Below are 19196 nucleotides of genomic sequence, written 5' to 3'. Positions count from 1 at the left end.
TGATAAATTAACAAATATTATAATCTTTGCTAAAATACTTATATAGTACCAATTCTTTTAAAGACATAGTATTACTAATGTTATAAAAAATGTATCAAAATAGTGGAGAAAAAAATGCCTGATTATTATGAAATATTAGGAGTAAAAAGAGATGCTACTCATGGTGAGATAAAAAAAGCATATCGCAAATTAGCATTGAAGCTTCATCCAGATAAATTGCTTGAGGAAGTGAAAGAGCTAGATAGGCTAGAAGGAAAGAAGAAGGACGGAAGGCTACTATCACAGTCGGAAGAAGATCAACGGGCTCAACTTGAAGAGAAATTGACAAAGTTCAAGGAAATATCAGTAGCACGCAAAGTGTTATCTGACCCAACAAAAAAAAGCCAGTACGATAGAGGAAAGTATGAGTATGGGGATTGTAGTGATGAACTGGAGTTGTTGCGGGAAGAGATGAGTAAACTTAAACAAGAAGAGAAAAGAGAAAAATTTTTTAATGAAATATATATTATGTATTGTTCGAAAAGTCAAAAATTAATCGAAGAGAAAATAGAAAGGCTAAAGAAGAGTTTAAAAGAAATAGGCAAGATGGGCAAAGCTAAAGAGACTGAAGAACCAACTGAATCCGAATATGTAAGAACTATTCTGGGATTGTTGTTACATATCCAGTCAAATAAGTATGAAGAGTGTGATGATATAATAAAGAAAGTTACAATTGATGCTGGTGACATTACATTTCTAGTGCAAATTGCTATTATGTACGATCGTGTGGCATTTTTCAAGCTCTTTGAAGGAAGGATAGAAATATCACGAAATGAAATCTTAAGCTATGCTTATGAATACCAATCTGAAGAGTTTTTGGATTATTTTTTTAATAAGTACTTAGATAAATTAGATATCAACTATAAAGATAAAGAAGGAAATACAGCTTTACATCATACATTAAAATGGTTGGATTTGGGTAAATCGAAATACCAAGGTTTTGTCAAGTCACTTCTTAGTAAAGGTGCAAGGCTTGATGTTAAAAATAGCAAAGATGAAACTCCATTTGATCTCTTGGTCAATTATGCTACATACTTCTCTCGTAAGGAAAAAGTAGTAGAAAAATTAAATAATCTTTCGGTGGTGCTTAGTGGTTGTAAAACCGATGAGCTAAAGAAGCTAGAAGGTACTTCTGCGTTGAATGAACTAGTAGATACTATTGTTAGATATAAGCATAAAAAAGCTCTAGATCTTCTAGTTGAAAATAACATAAAGATTTCAAGTACTATTTTAGAAGGTATTGTTAAACACAATTGGAAAAAAGAGATTTTTGATTGCTTTTTACATAGAAAGAAATATAATTTTCAGGATGAAAATGGGAATACACCTCTACATCATGCTTTAAGAAACTTACAGCCCTATACGTCAATGCTTCGCAAAGTTGAATCACTTGTGAGTGCAGGTGCGAGATTTGATGTTAACAATGACCAAGGTGAAACTCCGTTTGATCTCTTGGTTGAATATGTTGAGAAGGGGTTTTATGGTCAAGCGTCAAGGTTAAGTTATGCTTGGAAGTTGTTTAACAAATGTGAAAATAAAGATGTACTAAGAGAGCTAAAATATAAAGATGGTACTACTGCATTAGATAAACTAAATGAGCTTCGTATTAAGTGTCGTAATACTTCTATCATAGTTGCTTCTACGTTAGCAGTAGTAGGAGTTGCTTTAGAAGTAGCTATTGCAGTTTACTCAGGAATGTTAGCGTTAGGGATAGGAATTGGAGTTTGTTGTCTTGTTGTTGCTGCAATCATATACCATTGTAATAGTCCTGCAAATTTATTGAAAGATAGCAATGCTGAAGTTGCAATTAATCAAATGGCATTAGTAAAATTATAACTTAAGATCAGAAGAAATGGCAGATCAAGTTTAATAATGTTAATTCAGTAATATATTTAGTAAAATCTAAAACTAAGAAAATTCTATACTTGCAACTCTGTGAGATGCTGGTGGTATCTATCTTACTTTCTTGATAGGAATATAGATGACAAGAGATAGGCAATGGAATTACAAAGAGTTTGCAAATATTAGTTATTATTTGTAGAATATAGAGAAATTAGTAGAGATTTTAATAGTATGCCATCCGTTACTTTTATTTTACCTGATGGAAGTAAGAAAAGTTATGAAGCTGCAGAGGGAGAAACTCTTCTTAATTTAGCCCATAGAAGTGATCCAGATCTGCTTGAAGGTGCATGTGAAGGTTCTCTTGCTTGCTCTACATGCCATGTGATTGTTGATCCAAAATTTTATGATGTTGTAGAAACACATAATCCTATATCTGATGAGGAAAATGACATGCTGGATCTAGCTTTCGGTTTAACAGAGACATCGAGGCTTGGATGCCAAATAAAAATCACAAAAGATATTGACGGTTTGTGCGTAACCGTGCCCAGAGGTACAAGAAATATATCATTAGATAAATAAGAGGATAATGCGTAAAATTTTTATCTATATTCTCATCTCCTTACCTTTGTTTATTCCTCTAGCGTATAGTGGTTTTTGGTATTTTTCTGCATTTAAGGTAAAAAGTCTTTTAACTGATTACATTAATGACGAAAAAGTTGATATTTCACATGATTTTAAGGGATTTCCTTTTAACCTAGTTTTTCGTGTAACGAATCCAAAATTTTCTAATGAGCAATTAACTGTTTCATCTGAAGCTTTAGTGATAAAAAACAGATTATTTGATAAGTCAGTATATATCTATATACCAAGCAATAAAGTAAACATTGCTGTCCGTAGTGATGAGAAAAAGAATATAAAGTGTCACACACACGTGAGTAGCCACTTTGTTGTTAAACTAAATGATTTACTATCTTCATTAAAATTCAACAGAAATAGCACTGTAATAGACTATATAGATATATTTCGTTACGAAGATTATGGATTAAAATGTGATGTTTTAGAAAATCAGCAAAGTGTTATAACTGAAGTGAATGATAAAAGTAATTACATTCAATTTCACTTTGATAAAGAACTGAATGAAAATACTAAACTAGAATTTGATTTTTATACTTACCGTTATAAACATACTGCAAGTCCTGAAAATTACCTTAGTGTCGACGCTAAATTAGATTATGAATTTGTAAACCATATTTCAGCTTCTAAGATTAATTTCAACATAGAAAAATTTTTGATTGAGAGTAATAACTTTTCTATTGCTGCGAATGGTGGAGTAAGTAATTACAATTTAGTTACATCTTCATTTGAAGATAAAATCAATGTAGCCATATCAAATTATAAAGAATTAATTTCGTTTGTGACTAATGATTCAAAGACTGCAGATAAATTGGAAAAATCAATATCTTCCTTATCAGAAAAAATCACTAATAACGACATTCAATTTTCAATAAAGTACGACAATAATGTAGGTTCAGGCTTTATTGGAAAATTATCCACTACTGATTTTATCACTCAATTCACCAAGAATGAGAATAGTAATTAGCTTACTTTTTACATTGATATTCCATTTAAGCATAAATGCTTTTACTTTGGATGATAAACTAAGAGACGAAAGCATGGAAGAGCGAGCAAGTAGCTTATTTGCAGTAATAAAGTGTCCAGTATGCTCTGGTGAATTATTATCCGAATCTGAGTCTCAAGTTGCATATGGTATGCGTAAGACAATTCGCAAGAAGATCAGTGATGGATATACTAACGAGCAAATAGTTTCAGAGTTAAAAAATTCTTATGGAGATTCAATTATCATTGTACCACCTGTAAAATCTAGTACCTACATTTTATGGTTTACTCCTTTTATAATTCTTCTTATTGGATGTTTTCTAGTACGAAAATCAGTTCAGAAAATAGATAAAGTAGTAAAAAGATAACTATAGAGTAAAAGTGAGTTTACAACAAATGCAAGTAGCTACTATACGAACATTTGAGTTTAGATCAAAGATTGTAAGGTTAAATCTTCCATCCAAATAACCACGCACTCTACCTGCTTATCTGGGTAGACTTCTTGCACTAAGGTTTTATAGATCAACATTTGCTTTTTTATTTCATTTGATGAGGAAATAGAAACGTTATGGTGTGATTTATAGTCAATTATGATTGCTTTGTCTTCTGTTATGCACAGTCTGTCTAGCCGCACTAATACTGGTTTTCCGTCAATTGTTCCACTAAGTGGAATTTCTGATTTGCCCTCCAAGTCGAACAGGTAATCATATTTTTCATTAAAGGTTAATATTTTGCTGTAAATTTCATCCTTATCTTCACTAGTGTTTATGCTATCAAGATATTTCCTAACCCAATTTTTTCTCCTGTCTTTCTCTATCTTGGGCATATATTGCAATATACTGTGAATTATTAAGCCTCTTGCATAGCTGTCTGTCGTCCCAATGCTCCTTTTTGTCATTCCAGCATTCTCATCTGTCATCCCAGTGCTTGACACTGGCTTTTTTTCTCCAGGTTCCAGCGTTACGTGCTGCAATGACATTGATAGGTTTGATGGAGGTGAAATCACTGGAACATCAAAATAATCACGTTTTTTATAAATAGAAGGGTAGTTTGCATTCATGCATAGCACTTCAACTTTTTCTTTAAATATCGGCTGTAAGTATAGTTTTTTCCTCTCATATAATGCTCCATATTGAATAACTAGATCATACCAAGAGCCCTTTTGCACTGGCTCTTTGCCTAAAATGTATAACTCATCTTCAGCACGCGTAAGTGCCACGTACAGCAAACGCAAATATTCGTTATAATCCTCTAGTTTTTTCTCTCTTTTTACTTGATTACAATAAGCATTACTATTTTTGCCACACCAAAATGGTGCTTCCGTTGCATCAAACAAAATATTTTCGCTGTTTCTTGGTACCGTATTTGTGTCAACTAAAAACACTATTGGAGCTTGTAGACCTTTTGATTTATGAATTGTCATTATTCGTACAGCATTGAGTTTTGATTGCATATCGTTTTTAATCTCAGGATTATTTTCTTTGATCCACTGAACAAATGCTTGAAGAGATGGGTGCTCAAATTGCAATACGAGGTTCATAAATTCGTCTAGAATCTCGAAGCACTCAAGACCTAGCCTTGCAGCAAATTTCTTCCTGCCTGTGCGCAATATATGAGTGAATAGTGTAAGGGGGGATTTTGTCTGAGATAAATTAATTAGATAGTTTAATTCATTAGAGATAATCTCCTGATAATCTTGAAGTTTTTCCCACAACGACTGTTCTTTACGATCGTATGCAATATTGAATAAATCATCCTCAGTGAAGTTAAATAGCGGTGATTTTAAAACATTTGCAAGAGCAAGATCATTTGCCTGGAGGAGCAAAAATTCAGCTAAAGCTATTAAGTCCTGCACAGCTATGTAATCCATAATTCTAAAATAATCTCGGCCTATAACTGGTACATTTACTTTTTTTAGTTCACTTATTATGTAATCAACTAACACATTTCGCTGCCGTACCAAAATCATAATATCCCTTGGTTCTATATGACGATCTTTGGCGACTAAAATCCGCCCTTCGTTTAACCAATTGTGAATTCTTTGGGCTATTGCCTGAGCAAGTAATCGATCCTTTACTACATAATCTTTCCTCTGTGTTAAATGAATTTGTAAGGCTTGCTGCTCTTCCTCTTCATATCCTGGCAGTAACGGCCAAATTTCAATGTATCCTTGATCGTTTTCTCTATATGGAATATGTTTTATCTTGTTATCATTGAAAGATATTTCTTCACGAAAATTGTTAAATATTCTGTCTACAAGCATCAAAACTTCTGGAGTTGAGCGAAATGACTTTTCAAGTTGACATGATACCCAATCTCTGCCACCGGTTTTCGTGTGAAAATATTGCTGCATGTAATTAAATAGATGGGGATTTGCTCCTTGAAATCTGTAAATGGATTGTTTTACATCCCCAACAACGAATAAAGTTCTCTTTTCGTCACCACCGGTAAAAAATTCATTGCAGAGATTTGTTATAATTTTCCATTGACTGATACTATTGTCTTGCGCCTCATCAACAAGAATGTGGTCTATTTTTTGATCTAGATTAAACAATATCCAATCTTTATAGCCTGGATTGCTAAGGAGATTTGTTGCTAAATTGATGATATCATCATAATCAAGCAGTGCATTCTTTGATTTTTCACTATTATATAGATCAACATATACTTTAAATATACTAAGTAAACTACTGGTTCTTCCGAATATTTGATAAGAATTTATGTCCTTTACATGGGTAAACAATGCATTTTGAATGCTTTCTATCATTTGCTCTACGTCTTCAAATTTTTCCAAAGCACCCTTTGTTATAATGGATGATATGCTCTTTTTTTCGTACGATTCTGATTTGAGAAATACTTTAGCTAAGTTCTCTATCTTGTTGTCATCCAAGTAGCTGACACTGGGATCCATATTTCTTTTTTTCTGGATCCCAGTGTCAGCTACTTGGATGACAACATTTGGTACGGACGATTTTCTGCTATTACACCAATCATAAAGTATCGCACTGTAACTCTGATCTCTTTTGCTGCCCTCACTTAATATTTTAGCTAATCTTTTTATCTGCTCAATCGTTTCACTCTGTAAATCGTGAATCTTATCTGGGGCACTTAGTTTATCTTTGATATACCCTAAATTATTTTCTAGAGCTGATCTCTTTATACATAAGGTATAGAGCAAATCACTCAGCTTGTTTTCATCAAATTCAGCTGCAATGATATTTATATCGTCCTGCACAGTTTCATTATGAAGCGTTTTTTCAAATATGATGGAATGCAATTCTTTACATTCGCTCAACGTACAATTTGGAGCGATACCAGCTTCTGTAGGAAAGCTGGAGATTAATTTGTAACAAAAGGCGTGTATAGTTTGAATATTAAGACCAAGATTTTCCAGTTCAGAAAAAAGCCTTCTTGCTCTTGTTAAATAATCTTTATTTTCTCTGGTTACACACTGGGCTAATTGTTCTAAATCTGCGACCAATATACCCTCTGGATATATTGCCCACTTACTAAGTGTACTGTAAATGCGATCCTCCATTTCATTTGCTGCAGCATTGGTGAATGTTAAGCAGAGAATATTTCTCTTATTCTCTAATAGAAGTCTTAATACTCTGTCTATTAAGATCTTTGTTTTACCTGTACCAGCTGATGCACTTACCCATACAGAGAAGTTAGGATTTATGGCATTTGATCTCATTAGGAGTGTATAAAGTTTGACTGAAGTGGCATTTCAAGTATAGTAAATAAGATAGTGTTAGTGAAGATATACAGATGGAAAGTTTTTGTGTAAAGGCTCCTGCAAAGATCAATCTTTTTTTACATATTATAAATAGAGAAGAAAGAGGGTATCATTTAATTGAAAGTTTGGTTGTCTTTGCTAAACTTTCTAATTTTTTAGAGATAAAAGTAGGAGAAAAAAACTTTAGATATGATAACTCTACAGTTGAATTTGTAAATTCTGAGTTTAGAATAAATTATCGATATAATACTATAACGAGAGCAGTGAGTCTACTGCTTAGGCATGCTCCTGTACGCACTAAAGTCACTGTGAAGGTTGTAAAAAATGTACCAATTGCTGCGGGATTTGGTAGTGGTTCCTCAGATGCTGGAGCTGTGATACGCATGCTGGGAGAGCTTTGGAACATTGATAGGCAATTTTTAAATGATATAGCTTTAAGCGTTGGTGCTGATGTACCTGCAAGTATAGATAGTAAGCCAGTTTTTGTCAGAGGTGTTGGTGAGGAATTATGCCCCATTAAACAATGCTCTTTACCCACAAGTCTGGTACTTGTGAAACCGAAAAAAAAGTTTTTGAATACATCAGAAGTATTTTCCAAGTATAAAGAGGATTTCTCTCAGCCAATTAAGTGGAGTGATAACACTGAGGAGAATTTGTTAGAGCTTCTTAAAGAGACAAAAAATGACCTGCAAGAAGCAGCAATAAGTCTTGTACCTGAAATTCAGAATGTAATATCAACACTAGAGTCACAAGAAGGCTCTATACTTTCTCGTATGTCAGGTAGTGGTGTAGGGTGTTTTGGAATGTTTGATAGTGAAGAAAGTGCAAAAGCTGCAGCGGCAAATATCAAAAAGGAATATCCAGAATGGTGGGTGTGCGACACGGAATTAATGGTTTGATTTATGCCCTTAATTTCCAAGAAGAAAAATCTTATAGATGGTTACAGGGAAGAAAGATTTTGGGTAAATAATCAAGAATATCATGGCTCAATTATAATTTTTCCTGAAAAGGTGATTGAATTGAAAGAAAGTGATATAAATAACAAGGAGTATTTTAAATCTTTTTTAACAGAGGAAATAGAGATTTTGATAATAGGTACTGGTAAGATACGCGATTGTTCAATGAAGTCTTATCTTATGGAGCAAAAGAATTTAAATTTTGAATTTATGACGACGGGTTCTGCATGCAGAACCCATAACGTTTTAATATCTGAAGATAGATTTGTTGTCAGTTATCTGATAGCATGTTAGAGATATTTACACAGAGTTTTTTTATAAACAGTCTAATTGCGGTAATTATGATTAGCCTAGTCACAGGAGCTCTAGGGTCATTTATGATATGGCAAAGGTTATCGTATTTGGGTGATAGTTTGTCCCATTCTTCATTGCTTGGTATTGCACTTGCTTTGATCTTTAATATCAGCCCATCGGTAAGTATAATGCTCATTGCAATTATGTTTGCTATACTACTTTCTCTTAATTTTAATAAATTATACTCTGCTGATACGATATTGAACATAGTTACCAATGTAGTTTTATCATCGAGTTTAATACTTATGTCTTTTCTTCCATCAGGTAATAATAGTATTATTAGCTCACTTTTTGGTGACATATTAATGATTGACCAAAGTAATATAATATCAATTTTTCTAACCTCCGTAATAGTTACTTTGATATTAATATTTAGATGGCGCTATTGGCTGATGATTTCGATTAATCAAGATTTGGCAACAGTTGAGAAAGTAAATGTTAATTTTGTTAGGCTAGAATTTTTGATTATACTCGCTATCTTTATTGCAATTTCTGCTCAATTAATAGGAATATTACTCATTGCTGCATTTTTGTTAATACCTGCTGCATCAGCAAGACTCATTTCAAAAACTCCAATGCAAATGATTATTGTTGCAACAGTTTTTTCTGTGATTTCTGGAGTATCAGGTTTGATATTATCTGCAAGTTTTGACTTATTAACTGGACCTGCAATTATACTTATCGCAGCTGTGTATTTAATCATTGCTTATTTTATAAGATTGGTGTTAAGTAGATCGACTTAATTTTGGTCTCGGAAGTTCATAATTCATTAACAAATGAGTGTAACTATCTGAGCGTAAAGTAGTTTTTGCTACGTTGTTTTTATGTGCTAATTGTTAATTTGTGGAGTGAAAGATATGGCCGAAGGATTTTTTTCTAGATATATAGGACAGCCTATAAAAAATTTTTATAATTATGTTACGGGAAAGAAAGAAGTGTCTGATGATATGCAGAATACAGCAAATCAAGAAAGCTCAGAATTGTTGGAAACTGATGTGCAATCAAATGATGTACCACCAAATAGTGATAATATAATATAGATGGCATGAGAATCACGCCATCTAAAGTTAAAAAATTCCTTGAGAAACCCGATACTTTAAGTGGTGTATTAATTCATGGGAGTGACAATAGTAAGGTCGATATTTTTGTACAGGAAATAATTGCCAACTTGAATGAGTATTCAGTTCAGGTGATGGATTTTGCAGTAGTGAATAAGTCGCCTGGCTTGTTATTTTCCGAGTTGGCAAACATTTCGATGTTTACTAAAAAAAGGTTAGTTAAGCTGATAAATGTCAGTGGAAGTATATCTAAAGAGTTAAGAAACATATTGGATCATAATATAGGCGATCATTATATAGTAATGATAGCAAATGATCTTCCATATAGTTCTACAACTAAAAGTTATATGGAAAGCTCAAAAATTTTCGGTGTCATTACCTGCTATAAGGACAGCGGTAGTAATCTTTGTGATATTATATCAAGTTACTTGAAACAAAATGATATAGAGTGCACAAGTGAGATAATCTACCACTTGCAGTCTTATTTTAATCATAGCAAACTGCCTATATATTCAGAGCTTGAAAAATTAGTTTTATATCTAGGAAAAAGAAAAGATCTTAAACTTGCTGATATAGATCTATGCTTTTCAACCTCCGGCAATGATTATGTTACACTTGATAATCTGTGCTCTGCAATAGTGAGTAAAGACATGGGACAATTCATCAAAATTTCCGATGTATTGATATTACAAGAGAATTTTTCACCGATAGCATTAATCCGTATTATATCAAATTATTTTCTACGGCTAGAAAGCGTTTTGCTGTTAATACAAAATGGAATGAATGAACAAGCTGCAATTGACCAGCTGAGTCCTCCATTGTTCTTCAAACAATTGCAGAGTTTTAAATCTCATTTGAAAAGTTTGCAACTTTCAGAACTTAAGAAGATCTTAGAAAATTTGATGAGCTTGGAAGTGACTTGTAAAAGAACTGACTTGGACCATAAAATGATCTTTCAGCATGAGATTAACTATTGGTGTTATTCGTTCAGCAGAGTAGTAAAATAAGGTAGACGAGAAAAAACAACTAAATGTTGTCATGAAAGTAGCTGACACTGGGATGGCTTTGTTGCATCACTCAAGTAAAAAGAGCTAGCAGTTACTGACAAAATTCACTATAAGACAAGCATTTAACCTACGAAAGAAAAATATGTCACAAAAAATGAGAGTCAGTAACTGCCATGAATATAACAAATTTCTCCAAGAGAGGGGAAATATTTTTCATTTTATTAATGAAGCAATTGAGAATTGGTACGGAAAAGGTCCAAAAATGGCTGGTGGCAACTATATTTATAGCGATAAAGTTGTGATTTTAGTGCATATAGTCGCTAATCTCTTTAGAATTGGCTTAAGACAAACGGTAGGGTTTATAGAAGGGTATTTGCAGCAAATAGGAAAAAATTTGCAGATTATCAGCTATTCACAAGCTTCAAGGAGGTTTAGAAAACTCAATATTAAGATCAGTGACTGTAGAGTTAACAAAAATGATACGGAAGGTATTGAAATTGCCATAGATAGTACAAGTATCAGATAATACCCCTGGTCACAGTAAGGAAAATAGCGAAGTATCGCAGTTATAAACAGGTAAGAAAGCTGCATGTAATGCTGGAGATAGGTAGCAAAAAAGTCATAGCTGCAAAATATAGTAGAGGAGTTTATTCTGATCATTACGGAACCTGTGATCTTATTGAAAGAGTTGAAGCTCAATATAAGCACACTGTATGGAGATAGGGCATATAACCGAAAGAAATTATATAAATTGTGCAATGAACTTGGGATAAAGACAAAAATTCCTCTGCAAAATAATGCAGTAGAGCATCCAAAGTTAGACTATATGGCAGAGAGAAATGCTGCAATTAGACTAATAAAGTCATATGATAAAGATAATATAAAGATGTGGAAAAGGCAAATAAACTACGGAAAAAGATCTTATATAGAAAGTTTTTTCTCGCGACTGAAACAAATATTCGGATTTAATTTTCGTAACAAATCTGAGGTTAATCGTGAAAAGGAACTGCTACTCAAGTGTTATTTGCTTAACAAATTTACTGATTTTGGTATGGCTAAATTTGAAATAGTTACATGAATTTGTCGTAAATCACCACTACATGAAGTGTTATGCAACAAAGCCCACTGGGATCCAGAAATATGGGATATGTATAGAAGTTATTTTAAAATACAACGTTTTGGCGAGATTATGGATTCCAGTGTTAGCTACTTGAATGACAGGAGCAGAAACTGGAATGACAAGAAATCTAATATTTTCACATTTCCTGAACAATGCTTATTGGTGTCATTCAAAATACATTCGGTGCATTTAAACCTTTTGTATAATTCTTTGGCTTTCTTCTAACCTTGCAATAATGCTCTCTCTACCGATAAAAATTAATAATTTAGCGAGTTCTGGACCTGTTTCTGTTCCTGTTAAAGCGAGGCGCAACTGCATAAATAGATCTTTTGCCTTTATATCAATTGTCTGTCGAATATTTTTAACCCACTCTGATAATGTGTTTTCATTACAATCACCTTGAGGTAATGTGCTTAGCGCTATTTTTATAAACTCTTTATTAAGAACCACAGGTTCTATACCAAATTTGCATATTTTCCACCATTTGGCCACTTCAGAAAACTTTTCTATATTACTCCTTATAAAATACCAAAACTCTGAGCCAATTTGACTTAAACGATCTTGCACCATTTCAAATGGCATTTGTTGTAGCACTTTGCTATTTAGCTTATACATTTCACTCAAGCTGAATTGTAAAGATGCTGAACTAAATTTTTTGATATCAAATGAGTCAATTAAAGACTGCATATCAATATAAGCTTCTATCGGATCAGATGTTCCAAGCTTTGCTAAATAGCTAGTTAGCGCCATTGATTCAATCTCATCTTCTCTTATGGACTTAATATCCAGCCCGCCTTTCCGTTTCGATATTTTGCTATCATCAAAGTGTAGTAAGGGAAGGTGGGCAAAGATAGGAATTTTCGCTTTTAATGCTTGAATCATTTGAATCTGAACTGCGGTATTAGTTACATGATCTTCCCCACGTACAACATGGGTTACATTAAAGTCAATGTCATCAATAACAGAAGGTAGCATGTACGTATAAATTCCATCTTCTCTTTTTACTACAGGATCGCTGATATGAATTGTTGCAATATTTATTTCGCCTTTAACTTCATCATTCCATTTTACAGTTTTATTTCTATCCAATTTAAATCTGAAATGTGGTTTTCGTCCTTCTTGCTCATAACGAATTTTCTCTTGCTCAGTTAAAAGCAACGCACCTTTATCGTAAACAGGGGGAAGACCTTGTTTTAATTGCAATTTTCGTTTAGTGTCTAATTCTTCTCTTGTTTCATAACATGCATAAATATGACCTTCTTTCATTAACTGTAAGAACACCTCGTTATAGCGCTCAAAACGCTCTGATTGCTTAAAACTTGAATTCCAATTTATGCCAATCCATTTTAGGTCTTCTATGATATTATCTACATATTTGATATCTGAACGCTCAAGATCAGTATCATCAAAACGTAGTAAAAATTTTCCATTTTGATTACGTGTGTACATCCAACAAATGAGTGCAGTGCGTATGTTTCCTACATGTAGGTAGCCAGTTGGGCTTGGAGCGAATCTTGTTAGCATTTAAATGATTACTTTAGTTTATTTTAATTTTATATAAATGTACTGCTAAAGCAAGATTCTTCTTTGTCTTGGTGTTAGTTGCTACAAAGTACAGCGAACATGAAACCTTTTTGTTAGAGTTCCATGATCTGCCTAAAATACTCTGAAAGCACGGCTTTAGTTATTTACTCTAAATATATTATACGTATACTTGTTATTAAATTAAATTTGAAATGATAAGAAATGAGTGAATTTAAATCAATCCGCAATATTGCAATAATTGCACACGTTGACCACGGAAAAACTACTTTACTTGATAACATGTTAAAACAAAGTGGCACGTTTCGTGAGAATCAAGAAGTTCAAGAACGAGTGATGGATAGTGGTGATCAAGAACGTGAACGTGGGATTACAATACTTGCAAAATGTACGTCAATAATGTGGGGTGATGAGAAAATCAATATCATTGATACACCAGGACATGCGGATTTTGGTGGAGAAGTGGAAAGGGTGCTCTGCATGGCAGATGGTGTATTACTACTGGTTGATGCTGCAGAAGGTCCAATGCCACAGACTAAGTTTGTGTTGTCAAAAGCACTAAAGGCAAATTTAAAACCGATTGTGATAATCAATAAGGTTGATCGACCAGACAGCAGAATTGATGAAGTACTAAATGAAATATATGAGTTATTTTTTAACCTTGATGCAACCAACGAGCAACTAGATTTTCCAGTACTCTATGCTTCAGGTAGAAATGGTTGGTGTGCTAAGGAGCTATCTGATGAGAGAAAAGATTTAAGCCCATTATTTTCAACGGTGATAGATTACATAAAACCTTCCGTTTATGATCAAAATGCACCTTTTGCTATGCTAGTTACTTTACTTGAATCTGATAAATTTCTTGGCAGAATATTGACAGGAAAGATTTACCAAGGAATCGCGCAAGTTAACTCAGATCTTAAGGTAATTGATCTTGATGGTCAAGTGGTTGAGCGAGGGAGATTAACTAAGTTACTCTCATTTTCTGGCTTAAAACGCGTTCCAGTAGAGCAAGCTGTAGCTGGTGATATCATTGCCATTGCAGGACTTGAGAAAGCTTCAGTTTCAGACACTATAGCAGCACCAGAAGTTACAACTGCGATCAGCTCAACTCCAGTTGACCCGCCAACAATGGCGATTACTATAAGCGTGAATGACTCACCTTTTGCTGGGCAAGAGGGAACAAAACTTACCTCAACTGTTATAAAAGATCGTTTATATGCAGAAGCAGAAACAAACGTTGCAATTACTGTAACTTTGGCTCCAAGTGGTGAAGCATTTGAAGTAGGTGGACGTGGTGAGTTGCAGCTTGGGGTACTGATTGAAAATATGAGAAGGGAAGGTTTTGAACTTTCAGTTTCACGGCCTCGAGTGCTGTTTAAAGAAGAAGATGGCAAAAAACTTGAACCTATAGAGGAAGTAGTAATTGATGTAGATGATGAGTATAGTGGAATCATCATGGAAAAACTTAGCTTTCGAAAAGGTGAAGTAACTGACATGAGACCTTCTGGTAGTGGCAGAACTAGGTTGACATTTTTAGTGCCATCAAGGGGATTAATTGGCTATCAAGGAGAATTTTTAACTGATTCTCGCGGCACTGGTATAATCAACCGTTTATTTCACAGTTATGCTCCACATAAAGGTTCAATTTCCGGAAGGCGTAATGGGGTTTTAATTTCAACAGACAAAGGCGAAGCAGTAGCGTATGCAATTTTCAATCTGCAAGATAGGGGAATTATGTTTGTTAAGCCACAAGATAAGGTATATTGTGGTATGATTGTCGGTCAGCATAGTCGTGACAATGATTTAGAAATAAATGTACTTAAAGGTAAGCAATTAACAAACGTAAGAGCTTCAGGTAGCGATGAAGCTATAAAGCTTACTCCACCAAAAATAATGACACTGGAGGATATGATAGCATATATAGACGATGATGAATTGGTAGAAGTAACTCCAAAATCTATACGTTTGCGTAAGAAGTTCCTCGATCCAAATGAACGTAAACGTGCAGGAAGGGCGAAGAATAAAGAGTAATCAACGTTCCTGATAAAAATCTGGATGAGCTACTCGGATAACACCATCATAAAGGGAACCAGTGTCAGTTACTTGAGCAGGTATTGGGATGACAAGAGAAGGCTACAAAGGTGTCATGCAAGTGGCTCATCCAGCTTTTTTATAATCATCGAAAACATTGTATTTTAACATTACTTTTATACTTATAAGTTTCTAGGCACTGGATTTGTTGTAGACTTACTCTATCACTTTACCCTCTTATTTTACCACTCTCCTGCCTATATATTTTTATATGAGGATTTTTGCAAAAGTTTCGCATTTTTTGTAACATGATTTTCAGTATGTGTAACCTAAATGCAAATTGATCACGAAACTAGTGTAATTATTGAGGCCATAGAGAAATTTGGTGGTGAGGCAAGGCTTGTTGGTGGATGTGTTAGAGATTCAATTTTACAGCGTGACATTCACGACATCGATCTTGCTACTAATCTGCTGCCTAATCAAGCAGTTAAAGCGTTAAAACTCCGTAATATAAAAACTATTCCAACTGGCTTAAAACATGGAACTATTACTGCGATTTTAAATAAAAGATCCTTTGAGATTACAACGCTAAGGCATGATGTAAAGTGTGACGGTAGACATGCGAAGGTAGAATTTACTAATGATTGGCAAGCTGATGCTTCAAGGCGCGACTTTACGTTTAATGCTCTTTATGCAGACAAATATGGCCATATATACGACTACTTTGGTGGCATTCAGGACTTAAAAGCACGAAAGTTAAACTTTATAGGTAACGCTGAAGATAGAATTAAGGAAGACTATCTACGTATTTTAAGAGCGTTTCGTTTTCACGCTAAAATATGCATAGGAGATTTAAGTGATGAAATATTGGATGTGTGCAAAAAGCATTCACACATGATTCAAAACCTCTCTGGAGAGAGAATAAGAGAAGAAATATTTAAGTTGTTGGAATGCAATGATCCTGCTCCAACACTTAAGAGCATGCAAAAATCTGATGTTTTACAAAAAATCATTCCAAAAGAAGTAAAATGTGAAATTTTATCTTCACCACTTCTTATCAACACTAAACCTCTTACAAAACCCTCAGCGTATGTCCATACGCCTTTCCTAGATCCCACAATCGATGCACTAACAAAATTAGCTTTGCTTCTTAGGACTGCCGAAGATAGAGTTAGTCTTGGAGAAGAAGTGAGCAAGTTTTTACGTCTTTCAAATAAGCAAAAGAAAAAGCTATTATTTTTATTATCAAACAATATTAAAACAGAGCTTTCAGAAAAAGAGCAAAAGAAATACATATCTTTATTTGGTAAGGAATTATATTGTGACTTAATGAAGATTTGTGGTATTGAGTCTGGAATAAATGTTGATGAGTATATTTCATTTGCTAAGATGTTTAACATTCCAAAATTTCCTTTATCTGGTGATGATTTAATAACTATAGGTCATCAACCAGGGAAAAGTTTAGGTAGAAACTTGGAATTGCTACGACAACATTGGGAAGACAGCTCCTACACTTTAACAAAGGAGGAGCTGATACTTTATGCTAAAAGTTTTATCTAGACTTTGCTTCTTGCTTCACACTTACCGGAGTGCTATTAGTGTGACTCATGGAAGGATTAGGTGTTAATTTGTATTTTTCTTTAGCTTTTTTTGTTAATTGGCATTCATTGTTTTCTTCTGAAGTTTGAACGCACATTTTCTGATCTGGAGATAAAAATTTATCTCGTATGCTTGATGCTAGTTGTAATCCTTGAATCTTATCTGAAAAACATTTCATTTCAGCTTCCGTTAACTTCTGCACAACAAATTTTTTGACTGAGTCATTATTGCTATCATTTCTGTTAGCCAAAAAATCTGTGAAAGAATTTAGTATTGATTTACTATCTTCTTCATTTAAATACAACTTTTCTGCACACCTCTCAACAAAAATTACCTGTTTGAGATCATTTTTTTTAACAAAATCTTTAGCAAGTTCTTCAACAACTTTGTTAACCTTAGTTTCTATGATCGCTTTTCCAGATTTAACCAAATTCTCTTTCAACAGTGCAAGTAACTTATCACTTTTAAATTTATAACCATTTTGATATACTAGAGATTGTATAGTTTCCTTAAGCACGTTATGGCAAAAGTGTTTTTCTTTAAATTCAGGAAAACTTTTTTTCAACTCCTCATTTTTCTTAGATAAAAAGTTCTTGAGATCCTCATTCCCGCGAAGCTTAGATAAACTCTTTGGAATTATAGAATAAGCAGTTGATTTTGCAATAGATACTGTACTAACTTTATCTACCTCTTTAGTTTTTGCTTGTGCTTTAGTTTTTTCATCAATCCCTTCTAATTTTGTATCAACATTATTTGACTTTTCTTTTAACTCTTGTGGTCCATCTTCAGCTATTGAACTTTCAATCTGTTGATTTTTTAATGTTTCACTAAGTGTTTCTACATTATTTTCAACAGAAGATATTGCGATACTTGTTGCTTTTTCTCGTTCTTGACTCAGATGTTCAACTTGTTTTTGTAACTTTTTATTCTCTCTTTGTGAAGACTCTAATTTTTTCTCTAAATCGGTCTTTTGTTTTTCTATTTCAGCACTATTTTTTTCTAATATCTGTAATTTTTCTTTCAATTCTTTAACTCCACCTTCTAATTCTTTTTTCTCTTTTTCAATGGTATTTAGATTAGTCTTTTCTTTCTCTAATTGTTGTTTAAGACTCTGTAATTCAGCACCTTTTTCCTTAGCTTGTTCTTGTAACTTAGTAACTTCACTTTCTAAGTCTTTTTTCTTTATTTCAGCAGCACTTAGTTTATTACTTGAATCACTTTTGTTTTGCTCTAATTGTTGTTTAAGATCCTCTAATTCAGTATTTTTTTTCTTAGCTTGTTCTAATTCTGCTTGTTTCTCCTCAAGTTGATTTTTTAATTCCTTTATTTTAGTATCAGACTCGTTGTTTAACTTACTAAATTTACTCTTAAGTTCTGTGTTTTGCGCTCGTAGGCTTTTATTCTCTTTCTTCACAGTTTGATTTATATCTTTATTTTCACGAAATGAATTTATCAAATCGTCTTGCTCTTTTATTTTTTGGTCTTTTGTAAATATAGTTTGCTGTTGTGCATTATTTTTATTCTCCATTTCCTTTTTCTCTTGTTCTAATCTTTCATTTAATTGCGTTAAACTACCTATTTTCCCATCTTTTTCTTCTACCCTTACTGAGAGCATTTCTATTTTATTTGCAAATTCTTTGCTGCACTCAATTAATTCTTTCTGCAAATGTAATATCTCCTCAGACTTTTCCTTGAACTGTGCTAAAAATTCTTCTCCTCTTTTTTGTGCAATTTTTACCAATTCACTATAGTTCTTTTTAAGTCCTGCAAGTTTAGACTTTAACTCTTCATTTTCTAATTCTAAGTCTTCAATCTGCTGTGCTTGTGCTGCAAAAAATTTAGCAAATATTTCTTTTTCCTCTCCTAATGATTTTACTTGTTCTTTAAGTTTAGTAATTTCTTTCTCTTTTTTAGTTAATTCCTGATTTAAATTTGACTGATTTTCCTCCTTCTTACTACCTTCTTTCAACTTTTCTTTTAATCTCTCATTTTCATCCTTCAATTCCTTTTCTCTGTTAGAATTTAAAAGATCATCAGTCTGAACCACATTATCTGCAATATTGTAATGTAGGATACTCTTTGCCCATTGATTCCACTTTTCTGGCAACATTCGTCCAATTGTTTTTAGATATAGCCAAGCAAGCACAGTGGATAAGCTATATTTTTTTTCCTTTTGTTTAGGTTCGTAATTAACCTTATTGTTAGCATTTAGCATAAAATTACCTAATTTTTAAAGTATTGAAGTTATATATATTAATATAATTATTAAATAAATAATAATATAAATGT

General features: G+C 33.2%; 16 protein-coding genes. 13 read left to right on the top strand and 3 right to left on the bottom strand.

All coding sequences use genetic code 11. The features are described 5' to 3' along the window. The first annotated feature begins 114 nt into the window (after nucleotides 1–114). From AAGE00_RS05315 to AAGE00_RS05300, 4 genes are all read left to right on the top strand, one after another. Complete coding sequence (locus AAGE00_RS05315) at nucleotides 115–1875, top strand: DnaJ domain-containing protein (protein WP_214303422.1); 1761 nt, start codon at nucleotides 115–117, stop codon at nucleotides 1873–1875. Nucleotides 1876–2112: 237 nt separating this feature from the next. Next, entirely contained in the window at nucleotides 2113–2460 is a 348-nt protein-coding gene (locus tag AAGE00_RS05310; RefSeq protein ID WP_006013713.1) for a ferredoxin family 2Fe-2S iron-sulfur cluster binding protein, read from the top strand. Between the two features lie 7 nt (nucleotides 2461–2467). Next, on the top strand, nucleotides 2468–3481 hold the full coding sequence (locus AAGE00_RS05305; protein ID WP_213863727.1) for a hypothetical protein: 1014 nt from the start codon (nucleotides 2468–2470) through the stop codon (nucleotides 3479–3481). Then, nucleotides 3465–3866 carry a cytochrome c-type biogenesis protein CcmH gene (locus tag AAGE00_RS05300; protein WP_213863726.1) on the top strand — a complete coding sequence of 134 codons (402 nt, stop codon included), beginning with the start codon at nucleotides 3465–3467 and terminating at the stop codon, nucleotides 3864–3866. The genes AAGE00_RS05305 and AAGE00_RS05300 overlap by 17 nt, the downstream gene beginning before the upstream one ends. Nucleotides 3867–3925: 59 nt before the next feature. Here the strand turns inward: AAGE00_RS05300 and AAGE00_RS05295 are convergent, their stop codons facing one another. After that, nucleotides 3926–7195: a UvrD-helicase domain-containing protein gene (locus AAGE00_RS05295; protein ID WP_213863725.1), complete on the bottom strand. Its 3270-nt coding sequence runs from the start codon at nucleotides 7193–7195 to the stop codon at nucleotides 3926–3928. Between the two features lie 74 nt (nucleotides 7196–7269). On the opposite strand from AAGE00_RS05295, the gene AAGE00_RS05290 reads away from it, so the two are divergent. The 7 genes from AAGE00_RS05290 to AAGE00_RS05260 all read left to right on the top strand — a co-directional run bounded on the left by AAGE00_RS05290 (nucleotide 7270) and on the right by AAGE00_RS05260 (nucleotide 11690). Beyond that, a complete protein-coding gene (locus AAGE00_RS05290; RefSeq protein WP_007302685.1) occupies nucleotides 7270–8136 on the top strand; it encodes a 4-(cytidine 5'-diphospho)-2-C-methyl-D-erythritol kinase in 867 nt (288 codons plus the stop codon). A gap of 3 nt (nucleotides 8137–8139) precedes the next feature. After that, the gene (locus tag AAGE00_RS05285) at nucleotides 8140–8487 is read left to right on the top strand and encodes an Mth938-like domain-containing protein (RefSeq protein ID WP_007302686.1); all 348 of its coding nucleotides are present in this window, start codon (nucleotides 8140–8142) and stop codon (nucleotides 8485–8487) included. Beyond that, nucleotides 8481–9290, top strand: coding sequence for a metal ABC transporter permease (locus AAGE00_RS05280; protein ID WP_015588476.1), 810 nt, complete (start codon nucleotides 8481–8483; stop codon nucleotides 9288–9290). Before AAGE00_RS05285 ends, AAGE00_RS05280 begins: the two co-directional genes overlap by 7 nt. A gap of 114 nt (nucleotides 9291–9404) precedes the next feature. Continuing rightward, nucleotides 9405–9587: a hypothetical protein gene (locus AAGE00_RS05275; protein ID WP_007302688.1), complete on the top strand. Its 183-nt coding sequence runs from the start codon at nucleotides 9405–9407 to the stop codon at nucleotides 9585–9587. A gap of 5 nt (nucleotides 9588–9592) precedes the next feature. Further along, the gene (gene holA, locus AAGE00_RS05270; protein ID WP_007302689.1) at nucleotides 9593–10612 is read left to right on the top strand and encodes a DNA polymerase III subunit delta; all 1020 of its coding nucleotides are present in this window, start codon (nucleotides 9593–9595) and stop codon (nucleotides 10610–10612) included. A 142-nt stretch (nucleotides 10613–10754) separates the two neighbouring features. Next, nucleotides 10755–11138: a transposase gene (locus AAGE00_RS05265; RefSeq protein ID WP_341815186.1), complete on the top strand. Its 384-nt coding sequence runs from the start codon at nucleotides 10755–10757 to the stop codon at nucleotides 11136–11138. A gap of 144 nt (nucleotides 11139–11282) precedes the next feature. Next, nucleotides 11283–11690: a transposase gene (locus tag AAGE00_RS05260; RefSeq protein ID WP_019236369.1), complete on the top strand. Its 408-nt coding sequence runs from the start codon at nucleotides 11283–11285 to the stop codon at nucleotides 11688–11690. Between the two features lie 231 nt (nucleotides 11691–11921). Here AAGE00_RS05260 and gltX read toward each other — a convergent pair whose 3' ends face one another. Beyond that, nucleotides 11922–13256: a glutamate--tRNA ligase gene (gene gltX / locus AAGE00_RS05255; protein ID WP_052264733.1), complete on the bottom strand. Its 1335-nt coding sequence runs from the start codon at nucleotides 13254–13256 to the stop codon at nucleotides 11922–11924. Nucleotides 13257–13478: 222 nt separating this feature from the next. Between gltX and typA the strand changes: the two genes are divergently transcribed. Then, complete coding sequence (gene typA / locus AAGE00_RS05250) at nucleotides 13479–15308, top strand: translational GTPase TypA (protein WP_007302691.1); 1830 nt, start codon at nucleotides 13479–13481, stop codon at nucleotides 15306–15308. Nucleotides 15309–15641: 333 nt separating this feature from the next. Beyond that, nucleotides 15642–16868: a CCA tRNA nucleotidyltransferase gene (locus tag AAGE00_RS05245; protein ID WP_213863724.1), complete on the top strand. Its 1227-nt coding sequence runs from the start codon at nucleotides 15642–15644 to the stop codon at nucleotides 16866–16868. Here the strand turns inward: AAGE00_RS05245 and AAGE00_RS05240 are convergent. Beyond that, on the bottom strand, nucleotides 16861–19122 hold the full coding sequence (locus AAGE00_RS05240) for a hypothetical protein (protein WP_341815185.1): 2262 nt from the start codon (nucleotides 19120–19122) through the stop codon (nucleotides 16861–16863). The genes AAGE00_RS05245 and AAGE00_RS05240 overlap by 8 nt on opposite strands. Nucleotides 19123–19196 lie beyond the last annotated feature (74 nt).

Source organism: Wolbachia endosymbiont (group B) of Aricia artaxerxes, from assembly GCF_964026975.1.
GTDB lineage: Bacteria > Pseudomonadota > Alphaproteobacteria > Rickettsiales > Anaplasmataceae > Wolbachia.
This window is presented reverse-complemented; position numbering and strand designations above follow the sequence as displayed.